Raw genomic sequence first — 19,669 nt, 5'->3', positions numbered from 1 at the left:
TCTCCTTGCGAAAGTGGTTTACGCTTTATAATAGTAGCAAATAAGCACGGCAAGTTATGCTATCGTTACCTTGCTGTCTCGATAGCCTATAACCGCTCACACTATTTATAGTTATAGCATTCATAAAAATCATAATAGCCAATATGCGTATCTAATCAATGACCTCTATCAGCTACGTACAGCAACAGCACATTACTCGATTATGCGTGCGCTGCGGATTACTGCTTATGCAATATGGCGCTGAGTCTGCCGTGGTGGTGGACTTATCCAAACGCTTAGGGCTTGCTTTGGGCATGAACAGCGTAGAATGTTCGCTGAATTTTAATGCCATTACCTTGACCACTATCTGTGATGAGCGCTGTATCACCACCACCAGAGACACAATCAATCAGAGTATTAATGTCAATTTATTGGTACAAATCCAGCAAATTGTCAATAAAACCGAAGCCGACACAGATATTGATAATGACAAACTGAAACCTGAGCTAACTGAACGCACGACCCTTGCCTTTGATGAGTTAGATAATAAGTCGGTGTATCCAACATGGCTGGTGGGCATATTTGTTGGCGCGTCTTGTGCTGCGTTTGCTTATCTAAACGGTGGCAGTTGGTCGATTACCGCCGTGACCTTTATCGCAGGTATGGTGGCGATGTTCACCCGTATTTATCTGGCCAAGCACCATTTCAATCCCTTCATCACGGTCATTGTGACGGCTTTTATCGCCTCTTTAATTGGGGCAACGACCTATTATTTTGATATTGGTAATAATGCCGATATTGCCGTTGCCTCTAGCGTGCTGTTACTGGTACCAAGCTTCCCGTTAATCAATTCTTTCTCAGATATCTTGAAAGGCTATGTCAATATTGGCGTTGGGCGTGCCGTTTTTACCTATATGCTCACCTTGTCCGCTTGCGTCGGTATCGTCATGGCGCTGGTTTTACTTAGAATACAGCACTGGGGGTTTTAAGATGTGGTTCATTAAAACCGTGGTGTTGTCGTGCATTATTACCCTTGGTTGGACGCTGATGTTTAGCGTGCCCAAACGCTATATTCTGCCGTGTTTGCTGATGACCGCGTTTGGATTTGGGTTAAAAACAGCGCTTGTTTATCAGCACATCCATCTGGTGGTGGCTAGCTTTTTTGGGGCGATGCTTGCCAGCTTTTTGGGTGTCTACTTTTCTAAAAAGTATACGCTACCGCCCAAAGCGTTAATTTCACCGAGCGTCATCTGTATGATGCCAGGTATCGCTGCTTATAAGGCGATGGTCAGTATGGTGCAGATTGGTTATTTTGGTTTTTCCGACGAATTATTTAGCCAAATGATGGTGTATTTATTTGAGGCCTTATTTGTAACCTCGGGATTGGTGCTAGGCTTATCCATTCCCGGACTGTTATTTTATAGGCGGCGTGCCATAGTTTAGGCGGGTATAAGTAGGTGTAGATGGGCTTAGATATCAAGCTATTTTCGCCTAAATACTTTTATATTCTGATACTAGCTGGCATATCCTTATAATAAAAACCTTGTAAGATTAATTATCATACCCATTACAATAGAGTTCAAAATAACAGAATTAAAAAATAATAGACTGCAAAATTGCACCAATACGCATTAATACGTACTGAATAAAGAGACTTAACCATGACAAAACATTATGACTATATTTCCATTGGCGGCGGTAGCGGCGGCATTGCCTCGATCAATCGCGCAGCGAGCTATGGCAAAAAATGCGCCATTATCGAAGCCGACAAATTGGGCGGCACTTGCGTAAATTGGGGCTGCGTACCCAAAAAGGTGATGTGGTACGGCGCGCAAGTGGCTGAAGCCATCGAAAAGTATGCGCCAGATTATGGCTTTGATGTTGAATTAAAAGGCTTTGACTTTCAAAAGCTGGTACAAAGTCGCCAACAATATATCGAAAATATTCACCGCTCTTACGATAATAATTTGGCGAAAAATGGCGTTGAGGTGATAAAAGGCTTTGCCAAATTTGTCGATACCAATACGGTAGAGGTCAATGGCGAACTCATTACCGCTGACCATATTTTGATTGCGACGGGCGGTCACCCGATTCAACCCGATATCAAAGGCGCAGAATACGGCATCAATTCTGATGGTTTTTTTGCTTTGAATCATCTGCCAAAACGCGTGGCTATCGTCGGCGCAGGATATATCGCCGTTGAAATTGCAGGGGTAATGAATAGCTTAGGCGCTGAGGTACATCTTTATGTGCGTCAACACTCGCCGCTGCGCTCATTTGACCACACTATCGTAGAAACCTTACTGATAGAGATGGAGCAAGACGGCATTCAATTGCACACTAATACGACGCTAACTGAGGTCAATAAAAATGAAGATGGTAGTCTGACCTTATGCACCAAAGATGGTACCCTCGATACGGTAGATTGCTTGATTTGGGCCGTTGGTCGTGCGCCCTCCACCGACAATATCAACTTGCAAGTGACAGGGGTAGAGACGACCGAGTTTGGCAAAATTAAAGTCGATAAGTTTCAAAATACCAATGTTAAAGGGATTTATGCAGTCGGCGATATTATCGAAAACAGCATTGATTTGACGCCGGTGGCTATTGCCGCAGGTCGTCGCCTGTCTGAGCGCTTATTTAATGATAAGACTAATGAGCATCTAAGTTATGATTTGATACCAACGGTCATCTTTACCCACCCTGCTATCGGTACGATTGGCTTGTCTGAAATCGACGCGGTTGAGCAATATGGCAAAGAAAATATTAAATGCTATAAATCGACCTTTACCTCTATGTATAGTGCGGTGACCCAGCACCGTCAAAAATGCGTGATGAAGCTGGTATGCTTGGGTGAGGATGAAAAAGTCATTGGCTTGCATGGTATCGGCTATGGCGTCGATGAGATGATTCAAGGGTTTGCGGTGGCGATAAAGATGGGCGCTACTAAGGCTGATTTTGATGATACGGTCGCCATTCATCCTACGGGTTCAGAAGAGTTTGTGACGATGCGTTAGTTTTTATAGACTGGGCGATATTAATCACAGTCTTAGAAATTATAAAAAGGATGCTTATTAGGCATCCTTTTTTATTGTCAGTAATCAGTAGACATGCTGATTTATTAGAAAATGCTAAACCTTCTAATTACCCAACACCCATTCATCATTGACTTGATAAACTTTAAAACTGGTCTTATTGGTACGGCTATTTCCTGCAATCGTTTGGGTAATATCAGCGGTACACATATAGGTATTGTCACCCTCGACGCTGTCACAGTTGATATTCTCGACGCGCTCAAGTTTTGGCATCATGCCTTCCATCATACCGCTCATGGCTTTTGCCATCTCATCATTGCCCGCGTTTGCCATCGCATCATCTATCATGCTATTGGCTTGCGCATACTGTGCTTCGATTAACTCTTCGACCGTGCTTTCAGGAGGCGCGTTTGAACACGCTGCAAATAGAGGCGTTAATAAAGCAATTAGAACCAATTTTTTAAAATTATTCATATCAGTCTCAATGTATCTGTGATGTTACTTCACTATACAGAATTATGTCTAAAAACCCAACTTAATTTTAGAAAGCCTACTTAACCTTATTATAAATAAATTTCGTAGGGAAATAAGATGAAAATATTAAAGTGCAGCTAATGCTTAATGCTGACAGTACAATCGCGATACTGCTATGATGCGCTTAATAATGACCGTTGCGAGATGCTTGTGTGGCAGATGTATGTTTCCATATTACCGATTGGTCTGGGCATTATGACCTTGGTCGCAAGCTTGATTTGCTTGTTTGCTTACTTGATGTCTGATGATAATGCCACGCGCTTGCCCGCTTTTAACTGGTTTAAGCGCTTAATTATCGTGGCATTTCTCCTGTTGAGTGTCGGGCTATTTATGACCTTTGGACGTTTTTGGGGTTGATTGCTGTGGGGTTAAGTACTTTGGATTCAGTTGAAGTGAGTTTAGCTGAATTGAGGTTAATAAGCCTAATTGGCTTATGATTGACTCACGAGCTTTTCTAATTCTAGTAATTGTAAGTCTTGACGTTTGGGTTCGCCATTATTGCCATCGACGGGAAACGGCATACTATTACCATTTAACTGATAACCGCGGCGCTGATAATAAGCCAAAAGCTCAGGACGATGACTTAAAATAGACATGGTCAGACGCGCAGGGTTTTTATCAGGCGTTGGCGTACTTGATTGTAAGTGCCGCTGCGCAAACGTCTCAGCTGCCTGTAATATTTGATGGCCGACACCATGTCCTTGTAGCTCAGGCAGTACAGCAAACATACCGATATAGGCTTTTTTATTACCAGCGCTCTCACTTATCTCAGCCTCGTCCTTTATATCGACCGCGATACAGCCTAATAACTCACCTGTTTCTTTACCATCACGTTCACCTGTCGTGGTTTTGGGATAAATAAAAACGTAATGTTTTGGGTCAGCGATGACGGCTAACAGCTCGTCTTTGGTGGTGCGAATACCGCCGATTAAATCTGCTTCATTGGTCCAGCCTTCTGCTTGCCGATAACAGCGATTTAGCAATTGCTCAAGTGCATCAATATCACTTGCCTCAGCTTGACGTAAAAATACGGTTTGTTTATTCAATGGTTTTTTATTAAAGGCTTCTTTATTCAGTGTTTCTTTATTAATGTGGTCTGTACTCATAACATCGGTTTTCCTTTTCCGTTTATTTATTATAAAAGCTATCGTATAAAAGGCTGACCTGAATAACCAAGCCAGCCTTTATAGTAAACCTTATAACCTTCTAAATGCTAGCGCGATAACGCCTGTGCCTGCTCGATAATATCAAATCCTGCCTTTATTTGGGCGCGCGTTGGCGCATAACCACGGCGGAGTAGCTCAGAGAAAGCAATCAGCTCTTTGTCACGTCCAAGCGAACTTGCGGCACTGGCTCGCGTGTCCTCCCCATCATCGTCAAAATAATATTCGATATAGTCAAGGTTATCAGGCGAGCCAAATAAAATGCCATTATCAGGCGTGGCCGCATGTCCGCTATAGCGTAGGCTTTTGCCATACTGTCCTGTCCAAAAGAAAGGAATACGCTCCGCTAACGAATCGACATTATCTTCATTTAAGATAGCAGCTGCTGTGACTAAACCATGTTGCAGAGCCACGCGCCAATGCTCGATACGCATACGTCCCATTTGATTGGTCGCTTTAGCGATATCACCGAGTGCATAGACGCCGTCACGCAGTTGCAAATGCTCATCAACTTGCACACCATCTGGCGCGTTTACCTCATTTAATAGCTCAATACGCGGCGCGACACCCGTTCCTAAAATCACCATATCGGCGGCAAGCGTGCTGCCATCTGATAGGGTTACGCTACTGACTTTAGCGCTTTTATTGTCAGTACTGTTTTCGCCAGCATTGATTTCATTAACGCCCGCACCAAAGGCAAAGTTAACGCCTTTATCCTCATGCAGTTTGATTAAAGCATTACTAACGGCTTCAGAAACGATATTCGCCATCACACGGCGACTACGTCCAACGACAGTGATAGAGGCCGCCTTCCCTGCCTCCATTAACGCCGATGCCACTTCCATACCGATAAAGCCGGTACCTACGATGACGACATGCTTATTATCGCTGGCACTTTTAATTTCTTTGGCATCATCCATACTACGTAGCGTATAAACGCCATTGAGCTCAGCACCTTTAAAAGGTGGTATTTTTGGTTCAGCGCCTGTTGCTACTACTAAGAAGTCCGCCGTTTGTTGGTCGCTTTTACCATCTGCACCTGTGATGACGATCGTGCGCTCATTAGGTAATATTTCGCTCACCGTTTGGTTTAAGCGCAAATCGATATCATTGTTACGTGCCCAGTTAGCACCACCAAGCATTAAATATTTCTCATCCATTTTACCCGCCAAAAACATTTTGGATAATAAAGGACGATTATAAGGGGCTTTATCGTCTTGGCTAATTAAGGTAATCTTGCCGCCATAACCGGTATGGCGCAGCTGATTGGCCGTCATAAAGCCCGCGCCACCGCCGCCAACAATAATGGTATGGGTATCCGTCATTTTATCATTGGACACGCGCTTATCTATCTTCGCTGCGGTATTGACGATTAAACTATCGCCCTCATCGGTCAGCTCATATTGGGTCAAGCCGCGCATCGCGACCGGCTCTAATAACGTGCCATCGCGACTATCAAAGCTGCCATGATGCCATGGGCAGATAACGCGATTGCCACACCGTAACCCATCGCCCAAATCTGCGCCAGCATGCGGACATTTACCATCAAAGGCGCTAAATTCGTCCTCATCACGCGTGATTAAAATGATACTATCGTCATCCTGTTTATAGGATTTCATGCCACCATTTGGAATGTCGGCTTTGCTAATGGTGACGGTATGAATCGTTGCATTGCTCATAAGTTATCCTTAACATTTAATATTGATCGTTATTGGTTCATGCTGAAAAATTCCTGCTGAAAACGTATTGATGTCAGCTGATTAAATCAATCAATACCGATAGAAATACGCAATTTAAAAATCAGATACCTTGATAGTAGCAAGCCCATTTGACAGGCGCTGTTTATTTGTATGCTGCCTGCGTTGCAAAACGTAATTTTGACTTTTAAATCTTTAATGCCTTTTAAACCTTTAATACATATCTCGACCACTTTACGTTAAAACCTATAATCAAAAAAAGATGCCTTTATGACTTCTCAAGACGACAATGCAAACCTGAGCGCAAATTCTCAAGACGATTTAAATAACGACTCACTTAATAACGAAACGCTTGATGATAAGACATTTGATATCGCAAGCTTCGATATTAGCGCCGCTACTGACACGGCTAAATTGCCACAGCCGATGCAGCCGCCTTTAGCACAAGCGACTTATAAAGCCCATGCCACAGATTTTGTGGTTAATGAGATATTGCCGCTCGACTTTACGGGCGAAGGTGAGCATTTATGGTTGCATATCGAAAAGCTGGGCATGAATACCGCTTATCTGGCTAAACTGCTATCAGAATGGGCAGAGATTCCACTACGCGATGTTGGTTACTCAGGGCTTAAAGACCGTCATGCGCTAACGACACAGTGGTTTAGCCTGCGCATACCTAAGAAGCAATTACCAGAGTCTGAATTTGCCCCAGTAGATATTAGCGCCAATGAATCGCTCACTATCCTTGCGCAGCAGTGGCATAATAAAAAGCTCAATCGCGGTACGCATAGAGCCAATCAATTTATCATTACTTTACGAGATATCCAATTTGCTGATTTAGAAGTTACAGCGTCCGAGCAGGATTTATCGGCTAAAGAAAGTGACAAAAGTGCTGTAGAGCAGCATTTAGCCAATATCAGCATAACGGGCGTGCCCAATTATTTTGGCCCGCAGCGCTTTGGTCGTAATGGCAATAATGTCAGAGAAGCATTGGCATTATTTGCCCGTCCAGCGCCAGAAAGTCGTCCGCAGCCCAAAAAGAGCAAACGCAAACAAGCGCCGCGCGAGCAAAACAGCATGGAGCTGTCTGCTGCGCGTAGCTTGATATTTAATGAGATATTGGCAGCGCGAGTACGCGATGGTAGTTGGAATGATGGACTTGCAGGCGAAGTATTTAATTTGGACGGGTCAGGCTCGATATTTGCCAGCGAAGCAATCGATGAGACTTTACAAGCGCGACTTGCCAGCGGCGATATTCATCCAACTGCCGTGTTATGGGGCCTGGGTAATGATAAAGTCAGTGGCGTAGCAGCCGCTATCGAAAATGAGATTGTGCAAAACGACCCATTATTACATCAGCTAGCTACAGGCCTAGAGAAGCGTGATATCAAAGCACAACGACGAGCGCTAAGATTACCAATTGAAGGATTAAGTTGGGAATGGCAGGACATAGATAATGAGCCTATATTGGTGCTGAGCTTTACCTTAACGACGGGTAGCTTTGCGACCAGTGTGCTTTCAAGCTTGGTTCACAATCTAAACACAGCATCAGTAACGATCTAAATATCAGAATAAATGGCTATCTAATTGCTTATGTGATGTATGTAAGCAATTAAATTGCAGATAATTAGCTAATGGCATAAAGGACGGCAATCTTATCTTTTTCTGCCGCTAGCATATAATTGGCACTGACCACTTGATTGCGGCCACGATCTTTTGCCTCATATAAGGCTTTATCAGCGATACAGATTAAGCGCTGACAAATATCGCTCGGCAGCTGCGCCTTTAATATTTCTGTGGCAGCGCGTTTTCTTCTATGAGAGATTCTTTTTTGGGCGCGAGTTTTTTGCGAGCTTTCTTTTTGCGTACTGGCTTTGTTGGTGCTAGCTTTGTCGGTACGGGCTTTATTAATATCGGCCTCTTGCCTACGAGACTTCTGCGTTTCCGCAAGCGGCTGCGTACTTTCTTCTAATGCCAAAGCCCTATATTCACTCTGAATACGGGCGCGCTCCTCATGGGTCAGGGTATAAACCCCTATACTGGCAGTTATATTAAAATCCGTGCCATCATCACTCTTGATGACATGTTGCGCAATATCTTGGCGCAACTGCTTCGCAATGGTCATGGCACTATCATGCTGGGTATCGGGTAGCACAATCAAAAACTCTTCGCCGCCATAGCGACTGACAATGCTCTCTTCTGATAGAGATTTTAGTAGCGTCTGAGCAACCTCAGACAGTACTTGGTCGCCGACATCGTGACCATAGTTGTCATTGATATTTTTAAACCAATCTAAATCCAATAAAATCACGCTAAAATCTTGCTTATCTCCCATTGCGAGCAGTGCTTGCTGCATCTGCGTCAAACCATAGCGGCGACTTTTTAACTGGGTCAATTCATCTTGATTGGCATACTGCATAATCTCAGCTTTACTGTTATCCAATATCAATAGCAGCGTGCGAAACATATAAATGATAAAAATTGCCTTTGGCAGCGCCATATAAATATGGGTGGTGCGCCAAAAAAATGCTGAAGACAAACGCAGTTGATTAAAGGTCTCCCAACTCAGTATTCCATTTTTAAAAATAGACGCAGAAATGGCATTTTCAATTGATGTCATCTCGCTATAAGTAAGATAGCTATAGCCATCTAAAGGAAAAGAGCTCATCGTCATTTGACGTAGATTGGGTATCGTCAAGCCAAAATAGGGAACCAAAGTGACCAGGAAAATCAGGACGATATGACCCAAAAAGGCTTTCCAGACATAGCGGCGACGTATAAGCATCATACCTAACATCGCGCCACCAACGAGTGATACTCCCGCGACCAAACTACTATGACCCATGACTAAAATGACCACGGCAATATAAAGGCTATAAAGCGTGACGATTATCGCTTGCCATTTATATAACGAATCCGTGTCTTTTCTAATCGGCGATAAGCGGCTAACCATCCAAGAAAAAAACAGGACCATCAAGGTGAGCCCTATCCACAAGGGATACAGCACATCCATATTTACGTAGGAGCCATAGATATCTTGGCGCCACCAGACAAATAAACACCATAGCCAATGCGATGACACTTCCAGCAAAATAAACAATGCCAGCAGCGATGCCCTATCAGCAGCTTGCCACTCGAAAATTACTCGCGAGAGCTTTCTGTAGCCTAGATGAGATATCGATACAGCCATAATGGGCTACCGCAGATAATGAAAGTTATTGAGCTAAAACCAAATAAGAAAGTAAAAAGGATGATTTATGTTAGATCTAAACTGACGCATTTAGTGTGGCAATTTTTCTTTTAATTATCAATCTGTTTAAGTGATTTATGCGTCAGTATCTGACACCTCATTTTGGCCTATGTTTTTTAGTAATGATTTTTAATTATATGGTCAATTTACAATGCCGAGTCACAGTATCGACTTATCATTTTAACTAAGCCAATGTCGCAAACGACTGCCAAATGCCCTGCTGTTCAGGGTGAAGGTTCGGCACGTCACCCAAACGTCGCCACGGCATATTACTGCCATGAAAGTCGCTACCGATAGAGGCGGCAAGCTGGTGTTCAGCAATACTACGATCGACCATTCTGCGGGTACTAACTGGTTCGCTATTCGCTGGTAATTCACAAGCATCACCGCCAAGCTCGGCAAATTCTTCGATCAGTTTACGTACACGGGTGGCAGATAGCTGATAGCGCGTTGGGTGCGCGAGTACCGCCTTGCCGCCGCAAGCATGAATCAGCTCGATACCATGCTGCATTGTTAATGCTTCAATCGCCACATAAGCCGGCTTATTGTCCGCCAAGTATTTATCAAAGGCTTTTTGTACGGTTTTTACGGCGCCGCGCTCAAACAACACTTGACCAATATGCGCACGCCCTACCGCTTGTGGATTACCGCCTGCTTTATCTAGTACCGCTTGCCATAACTCGTCGTAATTAATATCTAATAGCTCACTGAGTTTTTCAGTGATACGTTGACCGCGCGTGGCACGGCTGTCTTGTAATTGTTGCAAGGTGGCGTGCATTTTTTCACGATCGGAAAAATCAAGTCCAAGTACATGGATAATTTTATTGGTGGATTTATTTTTACCGTAGCCGCCGCTAAGCGTGTGCTCGCAGCTAATCTCAACCCCATTGATTAACTGTATATCGCAGGCCTCAGCCGCCGCGCGTGCCTCATCGATACCCATTAAGGTATCATGATCAGTCAGCGCCAGTACATTAATACCAGCGTTATGAGCACGCTGTACCACCTCGGTCGGCGCATAGGTGCCATCAGAGCAAGTACTGTGGCAATGTAAGTCGATTTTCATAAAGCTGGCCTTAAGGTTTTGAATGTGTTGTTCATTTAAATATACTGGCGATACTAACTATATTATCAGTAAAACGAGCTAAAAACGGCGAAGGCATGGCATAGCAACAGCATATCAATAACATATCGAGGGCATATCGGACGATTATCAGGTTGATTGCTTTTTTTTGCGGCAGTAGACGTGTAAACTACCCCATACGTTTTTTGTTGGACATCCTATTTGCTATGAAAGCCTTATTAGACTTCATTCCGTTGATCGCTTTTTTTATTGCCGCGCGTTACAGTGGCATTTTAGCGGCGGCAGGCGCATTGCTCGTTGCCACTATTATTATTTATGCCATCCATTTTGTGCGTCAAAAAGGCAAATTTGATAAACAGCAGTGGGTCGTTTTATTATTAACCATCGTTTTTTGCGGTGGTACGCTGTTATTGCGTGACGATATTTATCTGCGTTGGAAATCACCTATTATCAATGGCATCTTTGCCTTAACGCTATTGGTCAGTGCGGCGATTAATAAGCCACTGATGCAACTGGCCATGAAAGAGGTGTTTTCACTCACGCTGAGTGGCTGGAAAAAACTGACCGTCGCTTGGGCATTGTTTTTTGCCTTTATGGGCGTCCTACATTATATCACGGCATTCACTATGTCTGACGAGGCTTGGATTAACTTCAAAACCTACGGCTGGATTCCGATTATGTTGGTATTCGTGGTTGCCCAATTTGCGTTGTTGAAAAACCATCTCAATCCAGCGTTAACCGACAAAACCACTAAATAAAAGCTGATTTAATTATAAGACCTAGTTTAATCGTAAAAGCTGGTTTAATCATAATATATGATTTAAAAGTATAATGAGACATATCATCATTATTTTTTATTCTGGTTATTAGCGCTTTATTCATACTATTTACTTGAGGAAGCCCCATGTTCTTATTTGCCATTATTGGTCACGATGTTGCTGGTAGCAGCGCACAACGTCAGGTGACGCGCGCCGAACACGTTGCCCGCCTGCAAGTATTACAAAGCGAGCAGCGACTCATTATCGCGGGTCCAACGCCCATTGAACACGGTAAAAGCGAGATGTCAGGCAGCCTGATTATTGCTGACTTTGACTCCCTCGATGCCGCGCAAGCATGGGCGAGCGCTGAGCCTTATTTGCGTGATGGTGTCTATAGCCATGTAGATATCAAGCCGTTTGTTCAGACCCTGCCTGCACCTACTGACAGCGCAGCAGATAAACCAGCCAATAAGGTAGCAGCATCGTGATTGAGCGGGTATTGTCATTAAATAATTCTGTTTCTAATCACGTTACTCATCATATCGCTCATCATGATATTGCGCGCGTTTTTGGCCGTGTTGCTAACGTTAGTGTTGCTAGCCTATTGTTGCTTGCCAGTCTATCGGTACAAGCAGCACCAACTGTGACTAATGCTGATCCTGCGGCAGGAACGGCTACGCTAGCGCCTAACGCTCTATTAGCGCCCAATACTGTTAATCAACTAACGCTACCAAATACTGCCTCAAATACGGTGTCTACTATAGCAGCGAACCCAACTGCGAGTGCTCAGCCTGCAACCAATATTAACGATACCTTAGCTGCGCAGCTACAACCGTCTAATAAAGCGCTCTCTGAGGCCAATCAAGAATTGCTTAGCCGTAATGCCCAGCTTCAGCGTCAAGTCAACGACTTACAAACGCAAGTGAACGTTTTGGTTTATGAGAGCAAAGGTCAATTGTTTTTATATGGCGCATTTACGGTGTTGATTAGCTTGTTGGTTGGGATTTTTATTTCGTGGTTGGTATTTGTTCGCCGCGAACGCTGGTAGTAAATCCTCTATAAATGTGATGCTTTATGTCCAAATTTGTGTCTAAACCTGAGTCTAAATCTGCTATATCTAAGCCTACCTCTTCCGCCGCGCATAAACCTTATAAAGCCACCAAATTCCCTAAAAAACCCGCACCGCCAAACGTGATTGTCTCTGCTAAGATTGCATGGCAAACCGATGATGCTGGCAATCAAGTGCCAGTATCAGGGGAGTTTGGCGATGTCTATTTCTCGCATGCTGATGGCTTGGCAGAATCCCGCCATGTATTTTTAGCCCATAACCAATTACCCGAGCGCCTAGCAAACCTTGCCGACAAGCAATGCTTTACTGTTGCTGAATTGGGCTTTGGTACGGGCTTGAATTTTTTGGCGACATGGCAGCTTTGGCGACAGCTTCGTGCTAAAAAGCCGCATTTAACAAGCGCGCGCTTACACTTTATCACCACTGAAAAATATCCCATTCCGCTGAACGACTTAACACAGATACTCGCTTTATGGGCACAGCGCGCCCCCGAACTTGCTAAATTGATTGAGCAACTTTTAGCCAACTACCCGCCGCTTATTGCGGGCTGTCATCGACTAAATTTTATTGACGATAATATCACGCTTGATATTTGGTTAGGCGATGCGGGCGATAGTTTGGCAAGCTTAGATAATGATTCGGCTATTAAACGCCCTTACGTTGATGCTTGGTTTCTAGATGGTTTCGCGCCTTCTTGTAATGAGACTTTGTGGGCAGAGTCGATATTTACCCAGATGCAGCGCTTATCTCGTACTGGCACGACTGCCGCTACTTATAGCTGTGCTGGTATCGTCAAACGTGGGTTACAAACTCATGGCTTCGAGATTAATAAGGTGAAAGGTTTTGGGCGCAAGCGTGAAATGCTGACGGCAGTTATGGCTGACAACGCTCATTCTTTAGCACTAAATGACGATAACAATTTCTCCGTTTTGCCAAACCCTCTCAGCCACATTCCTAGCCATACAGTGGTGATTGGCGCGGGTGTTGCGGGACTACTCACCGCTTGGACACTGGCCAATCGCGGCATGACAGTCACCATAATAGATAAAGTCGCGCCACTTGCTGGGGCTTCTGGCAATCCGCGTGCCCTCCTCGCGCCGAACATGACACCCATTCATCATGTTTATGAGCACCTACATTCTATCGGCTACCTCTATAGCGGCAGGCTGTATCGTTATTTTAATCAGCAAGCAGAGCTGCAGCAAACGCCGCTCATACTTGAGCAAACAGGTACGTTAGATTTGCTGATAAAAACCAATATCGGCACGGCGCAAATTGCCGATTATCCCAATGAGATGGCAACTACGATTACGACTGCAGAAGCACTGCGGTTAAGCGGCTTAAAAACTAAAGACTTAGCAGACAATTTATATTTACCACAATCTGGTTTGGTCAATCCACAAGCGCTAAAAACCGTCATCCTTAAAGACCCAAATATCAGTTATCAGCAGCTTAGCGTTACCGATATCAAAGAGACTGCAGATAAAGTTACGGTGACTGGTGATAAAGAAAGTGGCAGTAATAATAATCAAAGCTCTATTACTATCTGCGCTGACAATGTCGTTATTTGCGCCGCCTATGAAAGCCATCAACTAGATAAACGTATCGTTGAATGCCGTACCATCCGCGGGCAGTTATCTTGGTTTACGCCCACTGCTGAGCAGGTCGCTGGTCTGCCTAAATTACCGCTCAAATATAGTGGTTATTGCGCGCCCTTTATCGGGCAAATTGGTGATGCCGAGGTAAATAATATTAGCGACAATCAGCCGCAGTTTTTACTGGGTGCCAGCTTTGTAGATGCTGACGCCAGTATTGATATCCGTGGTGAAGAAAATCAGCAGAATTATGACAAATTGCTTGAGGATATTCCTGAATTAAGCAATGTCTTGCCAAACGATACCAGCGCATGGCAAGCGCGCGCCGGTGTACGCACGCAAACGATTGATTATCATCCCTTAGTCGGACGACTTGCGCAAAGTCGCCGCATTTGGACGCTCTCCGCCATGGGGGCAAAGGGTTATGCACTAGCACCAATATGCGCTGAAGCATTAGCAGATATGATGTTAGGCTGCTTTGCGCCTTTATCTGCCGTTACCTTAGCGCGATTATCACCCAATCGGGCGCGATTGCATAAAGCATAAAAGGTAATAATTTAACTTTACGCTAGGGCGTGTCCTCATTTTAAAAATGGTGATAAAAATGAGATAAATTGTAGCCAAACAAGGAAAATAGCGCAGTTAATATCGGGATATTACCAAGCTATTTGACGAAGTTTGGCGAAATTTAGCCATTTTTAGACCATTTAGATGTCCATCGATTGAATTGAGGACACGCCCTAACCTTTATCACTATTTATACAGATGCTATTTTATACAAATGCTCTCAAAGCCAAGGCATGTATTTATAACAGTATAGAAGCCGACTTGAAAAATAATGCTAGACTAACCTTAAAATTTAAAATGCTTAAATAACTATTATAAATGGATAGCTGTCTATTATGAAAACCGATATTTTTACCTTGGCAACATCAAAACCATCACTTAAAGCGCTTTCTATTGCGTTCTTAAGCCTATCACTGCTGAATGCTTGCCAAAAGACGCCCGAACCTGAAACCGTTAATGAAACTGCTGCTGAAGCAACCACCCAAACGACGCCAGTAAGCTCTAATATTAATGCACCGAAAGTTGCTGATGAAGATACTGCTAAGTCTGCTGTTAATGCAGAAGTAGATATGAGCTTAAATGAATTAGAAAATGAGCTTAACGTAGCGGACACCTCAACAAATAATGCTGCGATAGCGCCCAATCCAGAACAAGCCATCAAAGGCGCGCAAATCACTGATGTTAATTATCGCAGCGCCAGCGGTGAGACGTTATTTGTCATCTTTGAAACCTCAGAAAAAGGCGTGCTTAACGCTATAATCACCTTACCAAACAAACCAAAAATGACCTTGAGTGCGCCAGAAGGCCAAGGCAATAACCCTACTTATCGCTCAAACGATGGCAGTATTCAGCTGGTCAGTCATGGCGGTGGTAGCAGCATTGATCTTATTCAAAACAATAAAACAACGAGCTTTGAGGCCATCAGTGTAGAAGCAGAAGTCATCACCGAATAATGTTACCAATAAAAACTTAGCTTAGAATCTGTTAAAGGTAATAAATTCAGCAATAAAAAGGCGGCAAATATCATTAATATTTGCCGCCTTTTTGCTCTGCTTTACCTTTAGCCAAAACCAGTGGTCTTGCTAAACAGACTGACCAACCAGCTTATCATCGCCCATAAGCCCCAGCCGATAACCACAATAACGATTAATCCCAATAGGTCAGGAATGTGCAGATATAACCAAGCAACGACAGGGTTGCGCCAAAAGAACGCAAAGCGGCTTTGCTGCTGCTTATCTTCCAAGGATTGATGCAAAAACGGTCGATCCATATGCATGGTTTCGGTGATGCCGTATTCATCATGTAGATGCTCGTGCACGATGCTCAGTGTCTTGCGACTAGGGCGAATAAAAATATCGAGCACTGTACCTATACCCGGTACGATGCCAACCACCATATCAATCAGCGCCAGTCTAACCGCTGGGGTCATTTTATGCGCAGGGACGCCCAACTGCCGACCTAATACAAAAGCATAACTGGTCAACGCCAATCCTGCCAAATCTCCCGCCAGCGGAATAGTCGAGAGCGCCGCATCAGCGCCCATGCCTTGCTTGGTAAAGGGCACCCGTACGAGCAAATCCATGGTATTGGCAAACTTAGCCAGTTTACGCTCGGTCGCGATAACCTGCTCACGCGTTAACCCATGCTCAGCAAGCTTTGCCTGATAATCGATAACAGGCGCATTAATAGCAGCACCCTTTTTCGCTTTTGACTTTGAGAGCTTCTTAAAGTTATCCATTAAAAGTCGTCCATAGGCAAGCGATTGCGATAAGAGCAAAGACGTAACGTCCTACCCATATATTGGCCAAAAACGCCTGAAAACATGCCAATGCTTGACGACTGGCACAAGCGCTGTTTTGCTTGGCAAACATCATCGCCACTAACGCCAAACCAAATACCGGTATCACACATACACTGGTTGGCGCAAAGTAATGCCACATAACCGCACCCATGATAAGTAAAAATACGGTTTGTAGCAGCGAGATGATAATCACATCATAGCGACCAAATAATATCGCCGTTGATTTGACGCCAATTTTTAAATCATCCTCACGATCCGCCATGGCGTACTGGGTATCATAAGCCACTGTCCAGCACATATAAGCGATAAACAATAACCAACACCAGATATCAGGCGCGCCTTGTATCGCGACATAGGCCATCGGTATTGCCCACCCAAATGCTGCTGCCAAAAACACTTGCGGCAAATGGGTATAGCGCTTCATAAATGGATAAATAAACGCCAATACAACGGCGCCAAGCGACCAGTAGAAAACAGCAATAGGTAAAAAGAACAGCAAACTGGCACTAAGTAATACCAATATTAAGAATGCAGCAATGGCTTCTTTAGCAGATAAGCGCCCGTCCGCTAATGGACGGCCTTTGGTGCGGCTGACATGACCATCGACCTTGCGGTCAGCAAAGTCATTGATTGCACAGCCTGCCGCCCGCATAAAAATCGCGCCCAGCGCAAAAAGTACAAATACCTTTAGACTCGGCAAACCTGCCGTTGCCCCTTGCTGCTGCGCCTGACCCATCGCCGCCAGCATCACACCCCATAGCGTTGGCCAGAGTAATAGTTCTATACCTACGGGTTTATCAAAGCGCGTTAGTTGCAGGTAGGCTTGTAGTTTGTCGTTAAATGTCATGGTTTTTTATTATCATCTATAGGAATTTTATATACTTTTTTGCAGGCTATGGAATCGGATGAACGAATTAGTGAACTACTGAATTTGTTGCCATAAGTTGTTGGCTTCAATGAGCGACAACTCAGGATATTGTTTGCGTAAAGCTTTAATCGCAGGGACTTTATCTTTTTGTGCGGCTTGCTGACGTAAAAAGGCTAAATAATCTTCAGGACGACTCAATTCTTTGAGACGCGCTTCCAGTCTTAATATCCGAGTACGTAAGATAATATTGATTAATAATAAACCTGCACCCATCATCCATATGATTAGCGTCGACATTCCCTGCTCCTAAATTCACTAGTTCTAAACACTCAAACTGATTCACTGAGTCCATTCATTATCATAAATAATAGCCATCAAACAAAATAACCATCAAAGCGTACCGCTTCGTTATGCCAGCTTTCACTCGGTTGTTGATTTGCAAGTAACGGCGCAAGCTGCGGACGCTTAACGACTACGCGGCCTTGTTTTTCACCATCTTGACTGACCACCGCTTGCGCACTTTGTAGCAATTGCAGCTCTTCTTCTGATGTTGGCGGGCTAGCCAATTGGTGCAAGGCTTGCATATGCTTGCCAACTTTTGCGCCTTTACCCGTTTTGCTATCTTGATAGCTGTCTTCTGGAAACATAGGATCCAGATATATTACATCGACTACTTTCGCATCATTTTCTTTAATATCATTTACCGACGCAGCTTTTAATTTTGCAAAATAACTGAGCGCATCGATATTGATAATTTGTAGACGGCTCATCAGCTTTTGCCAGTTTGGCAGCGCGCTCATACGCTGCTGTTCAGCTAACAACAATAACGCCATCAAGGGCTGCTGCTCGAGCATGGTAACTTGAGCACCAGTACTGGCCAATATCAAACTGTCATGCCCAAAGCCTGCCGTCGCATCAATGACCGTACTATCCGATGTAATTTTAGCAGCTTGTAATAATAACTCAGACTTACGCCCTGCACTCACCACCCGCCGTTGTAGCTTATCCCATTCAGGTGCGACACTGAGACCATCACTCAGCCATGAAAGTTTGTTTTTCTCATCTAACAAGAGAATAGGTTGAGTAGAGGTTTCGCTTAATTGCTGGCGACGTTTTTGATTGAGCTTTTCGGGAAATAGCTCAATATCTAAAATGATGGGTAACGCATGCTCAGCTATAAGCATCTTCAAGTTCTCGACTTGACTTGCCTGCACCTCGCTAACATAAAACAGCTGGCAGTTAATATGAGCGGTCGGTATTGGCTTCACAGTGGTCATATTAACTGCCATTCCTTTCTAGTGTTCAAAAGTACAGGTATTAGCATCAAAAACTATGCCACTATGAATTTTAGCCCGCCATCTGGTAGCCAAAACCCCAAGCGGCAACCAATACGATGACGCCCGTGATAATGCGTAGCCATGCAAAGATTTTGAAGTCGCGACGGCTAACCCAAGCAACCAATAGGCGAATACAAAGTAAGGCCACAATAAACGATACCACGGTGCCGATGCCCAACACTAGCCAATCTTCGCTACTGGTCAATACATCACCATGTTTTAGCAAATCTAATAATGCCGCACCGACAATGACTGGAATACCTAAAAAGAAGGAAAACTCCGCTGAAGCCTTACGCGATACGCCAAGCCACAGTGCGCCAATAATAGTGGCACCTGAGCGTGATGTTCCTGGTATTAAGGCCAGACACTGCATCAAACCAATCATCAATGCCGTTTTTAGGCTGACGTCTTCTGCTTCTTGCGCGATAATCGTTTTAGGGCGATTTTCTACATAAAATATCAACAAGCCGCCAACAATTAGCATAATTGCCACGACGATAGGGTTAAACAAATACGTCTTAATCTCATCAGCAAAGGTAAAACCAACAATCATCACCGGAATGGTCGCGACAATTAAGCTTAAACCCAACTGTCTTGGATTACTCATGCCGTCCGCTTTACCGGTCAGCAGCCCCAAGAGCGCTTGCCATAGTCTGCCCCAGTAATCATAAATGACTGCTAAGATAGCGCCAAGCTGGACTACCACCACAAACAAATCAACCTTTTCTTTGGTCCAAAAGCCCATCAAATCCGCGGATAAAATCAAATATCCCGTACTAGAGATGGGTAAAAACTCAGTGATACCTTCAACGATACCCATGATGACCGCTTGGATTAATAACAGTATATCCACAGTTGCTTCCCTAAAAAGACAGCGCTATCGGCTGTCCTATATGATCGTTGCTTTTATAATCGTTTGTATTTTCTTAATG

At 44.1% G+C, this 19,669-nt stretch carries 20 protein-coding genes; 10 read left to right on the top strand and 10 right to left on the bottom strand.

Annotated elements, in window-relative coordinates:
• The first annotated feature begins 158 nt into the window (after nt 1-158).
• The 3 genes from B3Q63_RS04565 (at nt 159) to gorA (ending at nt 2,996) form a co-directional block, all read left to right on the top strand.
• Complete coding sequence (locus tag B3Q63_RS04565) at nt 159-968, top strand: threonine/serine ThrE exporter family protein (RefSeq protein ID WP_296174284.1); 810 nt, start codon at nt 159-161, stop codon at nt 966-968.
• A gap of 1 nt (nt 969) precedes the next feature.
• Complete coding sequence (locus B3Q63_RS04560; protein ID WP_011280954.1) at nt 970-1,422, top strand: threonine/serine exporter family protein; 453 nt, start codon at nt 970-972, stop codon at nt 1,420-1,422.
• 218 nt (nt 1,423-1,640) lie between these two features.
• Entirely contained in the window at nt 1,641-2,996 is a 1,356-nt protein-coding gene (gorA, locus tag B3Q63_RS04555) for a glutathione-disulfide reductase (protein WP_201628196.1), read from the top strand.
• A 123-nt stretch (nt 2,997-3,119) separates the two neighbouring features.
• Here the strand turns inward: gorA and B3Q63_RS04550 are convergent, their stop codons facing one another.
• Entirely contained in the window at nt 3,120-3,488 is a 369-nt protein-coding gene (locus tag B3Q63_RS04550; RefSeq protein ID WP_281491013.1) for a hypothetical protein, read from the bottom strand.
• A 204-nt stretch (nt 3,489-3,692) separates the two neighbouring features.
• Between B3Q63_RS04550 and B3Q63_RS04545 the strand changes: the two genes are divergently transcribed.
• Nucleotides 3,693-3,905, top strand: coding sequence for a hypothetical protein (locus tag B3Q63_RS04545; RefSeq protein ID WP_201563243.1), 213 nt, complete (start codon nt 3,693-3,695; stop codon nt 3,903-3,905).
• A 74-nt stretch (nt 3,906-3,979) separates the two neighbouring features.
• Here B3Q63_RS04545 and B3Q63_RS04540 read toward each other — a convergent pair whose 3' ends face one another.
• Nucleotides 3,980-4,654, bottom strand: a complete 675-nt coding sequence (locus B3Q63_RS04540) for a GNAT family N-acetyltransferase (protein ID WP_296174273.1) — start codon at nt 4,652-4,654, stop codon at nt 3,980-3,982.
• A gap of 107 nt (nt 4,655-4,761) precedes the next feature.
• A complete protein-coding gene (locus B3Q63_RS04535) occupies nt 4,762-6,390 on the bottom strand; it encodes an FAD-dependent oxidoreductase (protein WP_296174270.1) in 1,629 nt (542 codons plus the stop codon).
• A gap of 444 nt (nt 6,391-6,834) precedes the next feature.
• Here B3Q63_RS04535 and truD point away from each other — a divergent pair, with 444 nt between their 5' ends.
• On the top strand, nt 6,835-7,971 hold the full coding sequence (truD, locus tag B3Q63_RS04530; RefSeq protein WP_414706307.1) for a tRNA pseudouridine(13) synthase TruD: 1,137 nt from the start codon (nt 6,835-6,837) through the stop codon (nt 7,969-7,971).
• Nucleotides 7,972-8,035: 64 nt separating this feature from the next.
• Here truD and B3Q63_RS04525 read toward each other — a convergent pair whose 3' ends face one another.
• Entirely contained in the window at nt 8,036-9,598 is a 1,563-nt protein-coding gene (locus tag B3Q63_RS04525) for a GGDEF domain-containing protein (RefSeq protein ID WP_296174264.1), read from the bottom strand.
• Nucleotides 9,599-9,842: 244 nt separating this feature from the next.
• Nucleotides 9,843-10,724 (bottom strand): PHP domain-containing protein, encoded by an 882-nt coding sequence (locus tag B3Q63_RS04520; RefSeq protein ID WP_296174262.1) that lies wholly within the window; start codon nt 10,722-10,724, stop codon nt 9,843-9,845.
• 224 nt (nt 10,725-10,948) lie between these two features.
• On the opposite strand from B3Q63_RS04520, the gene ispZ reads away from it, so the two are divergent.
• From ispZ to B3Q63_RS04495, 5 genes are all read left to right on the top strand, one after another.
• Nucleotides 10,949-11,500: a septation protein IspZ gene (ispZ, locus tag B3Q63_RS04515; protein ID WP_201563255.1), complete on the top strand. Its 552-nt coding sequence runs from the start codon at nt 10,949-10,951 to the stop codon at nt 11,498-11,500.
• 146 nt (nt 11,501-11,646) lie between these two features.
• The gene (locus B3Q63_RS04510) at nt 11,647-11,988 is read left to right on the top strand and encodes a YciI family protein (RefSeq protein WP_296174259.1); all 342 of its coding nucleotides are present in this window, start codon (nt 11,647-11,649) and stop codon (nt 11,986-11,988) included.
• A complete protein-coding gene (locus B3Q63_RS04505; protein ID WP_296174257.1) occupies nt 11,985-12,548 on the top strand; it encodes a hypothetical protein in 564 nt (187 codons plus the stop codon). Before B3Q63_RS04510 ends, B3Q63_RS04505 begins: the two co-directional genes overlap by 4 nt.
• A gap of 26 nt (nt 12,549-12,574) precedes the next feature.
• The gene (mnmD, locus tag B3Q63_RS04500) at nt 12,575-14,710 is read left to right on the top strand and encodes a tRNA (5-methylaminomethyl-2-thiouridine)(34)-methyltransferase MnmD (RefSeq protein WP_296174254.1); all 2,136 of its coding nucleotides are present in this window, start codon (nt 12,575-12,577) and stop codon (nt 14,708-14,710) included.
• Between the two features lie 356 nt (nt 14,711-15,066).
• On the top strand, nt 15,067-15,684 hold the full coding sequence (locus B3Q63_RS04495) for a hypothetical protein (protein WP_296174252.1): 618 nt from the start codon (nt 15,067-15,069) through the stop codon (nt 15,682-15,684).
• 107 nt (nt 15,685-15,791) lie between these two features.
• Here the strand turns inward: B3Q63_RS04495 and B3Q63_RS04490 are convergent, their stop codons facing one another.
• The 5 genes from B3Q63_RS04490 to B3Q63_RS04470 all read right to left on the bottom strand — a co-directional run bounded on the left by B3Q63_RS04490 (nt 15,792) and on the right by B3Q63_RS04470 (nt 19,590).
• On the bottom strand, nt 15,792-16,469 hold the full coding sequence (locus B3Q63_RS04490; RefSeq protein ID WP_296174250.1) for a DUF4112 domain-containing protein: 678 nt from the start codon (nt 16,467-16,469) through the stop codon (nt 15,792-15,794).
• Nucleotides 16,462-17,379, bottom strand: coding sequence for a 4-hydroxybenzoate octaprenyltransferase (gene ubiA / locus B3Q63_RS04485; protein ID WP_296174247.1), 918 nt, complete (start codon nt 17,377-17,379; stop codon nt 16,462-16,464). Before ubiA ends, B3Q63_RS04490 begins: the two co-directional genes overlap by 8 nt.
• 75 nt (nt 17,380-17,454) lie before the next feature.
• On the bottom strand, nt 17,455-17,697 hold the full coding sequence (locus B3Q63_RS04480) for a hypothetical protein (protein WP_296174246.1): 243 nt from the start codon (nt 17,695-17,697) through the stop codon (nt 17,455-17,457).
• Between the two features lie 77 nt (nt 17,698-17,774).
• The gene (locus B3Q63_RS04475; RefSeq protein ID WP_296174243.1) at nt 17,775-18,677 is read right to left on the bottom strand and encodes a class I SAM-dependent methyltransferase; all 903 of its coding nucleotides are present in this window, start codon (nt 18,675-18,677) and stop codon (nt 17,775-17,777) included.
• A 70-nt stretch (nt 18,678-18,747) separates the two neighbouring features.
• Nucleotides 18,748-19,590: an undecaprenyl-diphosphate phosphatase gene (locus B3Q63_RS04470; RefSeq protein ID WP_201628207.1), complete on the bottom strand. Its 843-nt coding sequence runs from the start codon at nt 19,588-19,590 to the stop codon at nt 18,748-18,750.
• Nucleotides 19,591-19,669 lie beyond the last annotated feature (79 nt).

The organism is Psychrobacter sp. UBA2769 (assembly GCF_002352555.1).
In the GTDB taxonomy this organism is placed as follows: domain Bacteria; phylum Pseudomonadota; class Gammaproteobacteria; order Pseudomonadales; family Moraxellaceae; genus Psychrobacter; species Psychrobacter maritimus.
This window is presented reverse-complemented; position numbering and strand designations above follow the sequence as displayed.

Bases quoted from the DNA above. Each gene is read 5' to 3' on its own strand.
- B3Q63_RS04565 (WP_296174284.1), top strand. From the start codon at position 159: ATGACCTCTATCAGCTACGTACAGCAACAGCACATTACTCGATTATGC.
- B3Q63_RS04560 (WP_011280954.1), top strand. From the start codon at position 970: ATGTGGTTCATTAAAACCGTGGTGTTGTCGTGCATTATTACCCTTGGT.
- gorA (WP_201628196.1), top strand. From the start codon at position 1,641: ATGACAAAACATTATGACTATATTTCCATTGGCGGCGGTAGCGGCGGC.
- B3Q63_RS04550 (WP_281491013.1), bottom strand. From the start codon at position 3,488: ATGAATAATTTTAAAAAATTGGTTCTAATTGCTTTATTAACGCCTCTA.
- B3Q63_RS04545 (WP_201563243.1), top strand. From the start codon at position 3,693: ATGCTTGTGTGGCAGATGTATGTTTCCATATTACCGATTGGTCTGGGC.
- B3Q63_RS04540 (WP_296174273.1), bottom strand. From the start codon at position 4,654: ATGAGTACAGACCACATTAATAAAGAAACACTGAATAAAGAAGCCTTT.
- B3Q63_RS04535 (WP_296174270.1), bottom strand. From the start codon at position 6,390: ATGAGCAATGCAACGATTCATACCGTCACCATTAGCAAAGCCGACATT.
- truD (WP_414706307.1), top strand. From the start codon at position 6,835: ATGCAGCCGCCTTTAGCACAAGCGACTTATAAAGCCCATGCCACAGAT.
- B3Q63_RS04525 (WP_296174264.1), bottom strand. From the start codon at position 9,598: ATGGCTGTATCGATATCTCATCTAGGCTACAGAAAGCTCTCGCGAGTA.
- B3Q63_RS04520 (WP_296174262.1), bottom strand. From the start codon at position 10,724: ATGAAAATCGACTTACATTGCCACAGTACTTGCTCTGATGGCACCTAT.
- ispZ (WP_201563255.1), top strand. From the start codon at position 10,949: ATGAAAGCCTTATTAGACTTCATTCCGTTGATCGCTTTTTTTATTGCC.
- B3Q63_RS04510 (WP_296174259.1), top strand. From the start codon at position 11,647: ATGTTCTTATTTGCCATTATTGGTCACGATGTTGCTGGTAGCAGCGCA.
- mnmD (WP_296174254.1), top strand. From the start codon at position 12,575: ATGTCCAAATTTGTGTCTAAACCTGAGTCTAAATCTGCTATATCTAAG.
- B3Q63_RS04495 (WP_296174252.1), top strand. From the start codon at position 15,067: ATGAAAACCGATATTTTTACCTTGGCAACATCAAAACCATCACTTAAA.
- B3Q63_RS04490 (WP_296174250.1), bottom strand. From the start codon at position 16,469: ATGGATAACTTTAAGAAGCTCTCAAAGTCAAAAGCGAAAAAGGGTGCT.
- ubiA (WP_296174247.1), bottom strand. From the start codon at position 17,379: ATGACATTTAACGACAAACTACAAGCCTACCTGCAACTAACGCGCTTT.
- B3Q63_RS04480 (WP_296174246.1), bottom strand. From the start codon at position 17,697: ATGTCGACGCTAATCATATGGATGATGGGTGCAGGTTTATTATTAATC.
- B3Q63_RS04475 (WP_296174243.1), bottom strand. From the start codon at position 18,677: ATGACCACTGTGAAGCCAATACCGACCGCTCATATTAACTGCCAGCTG.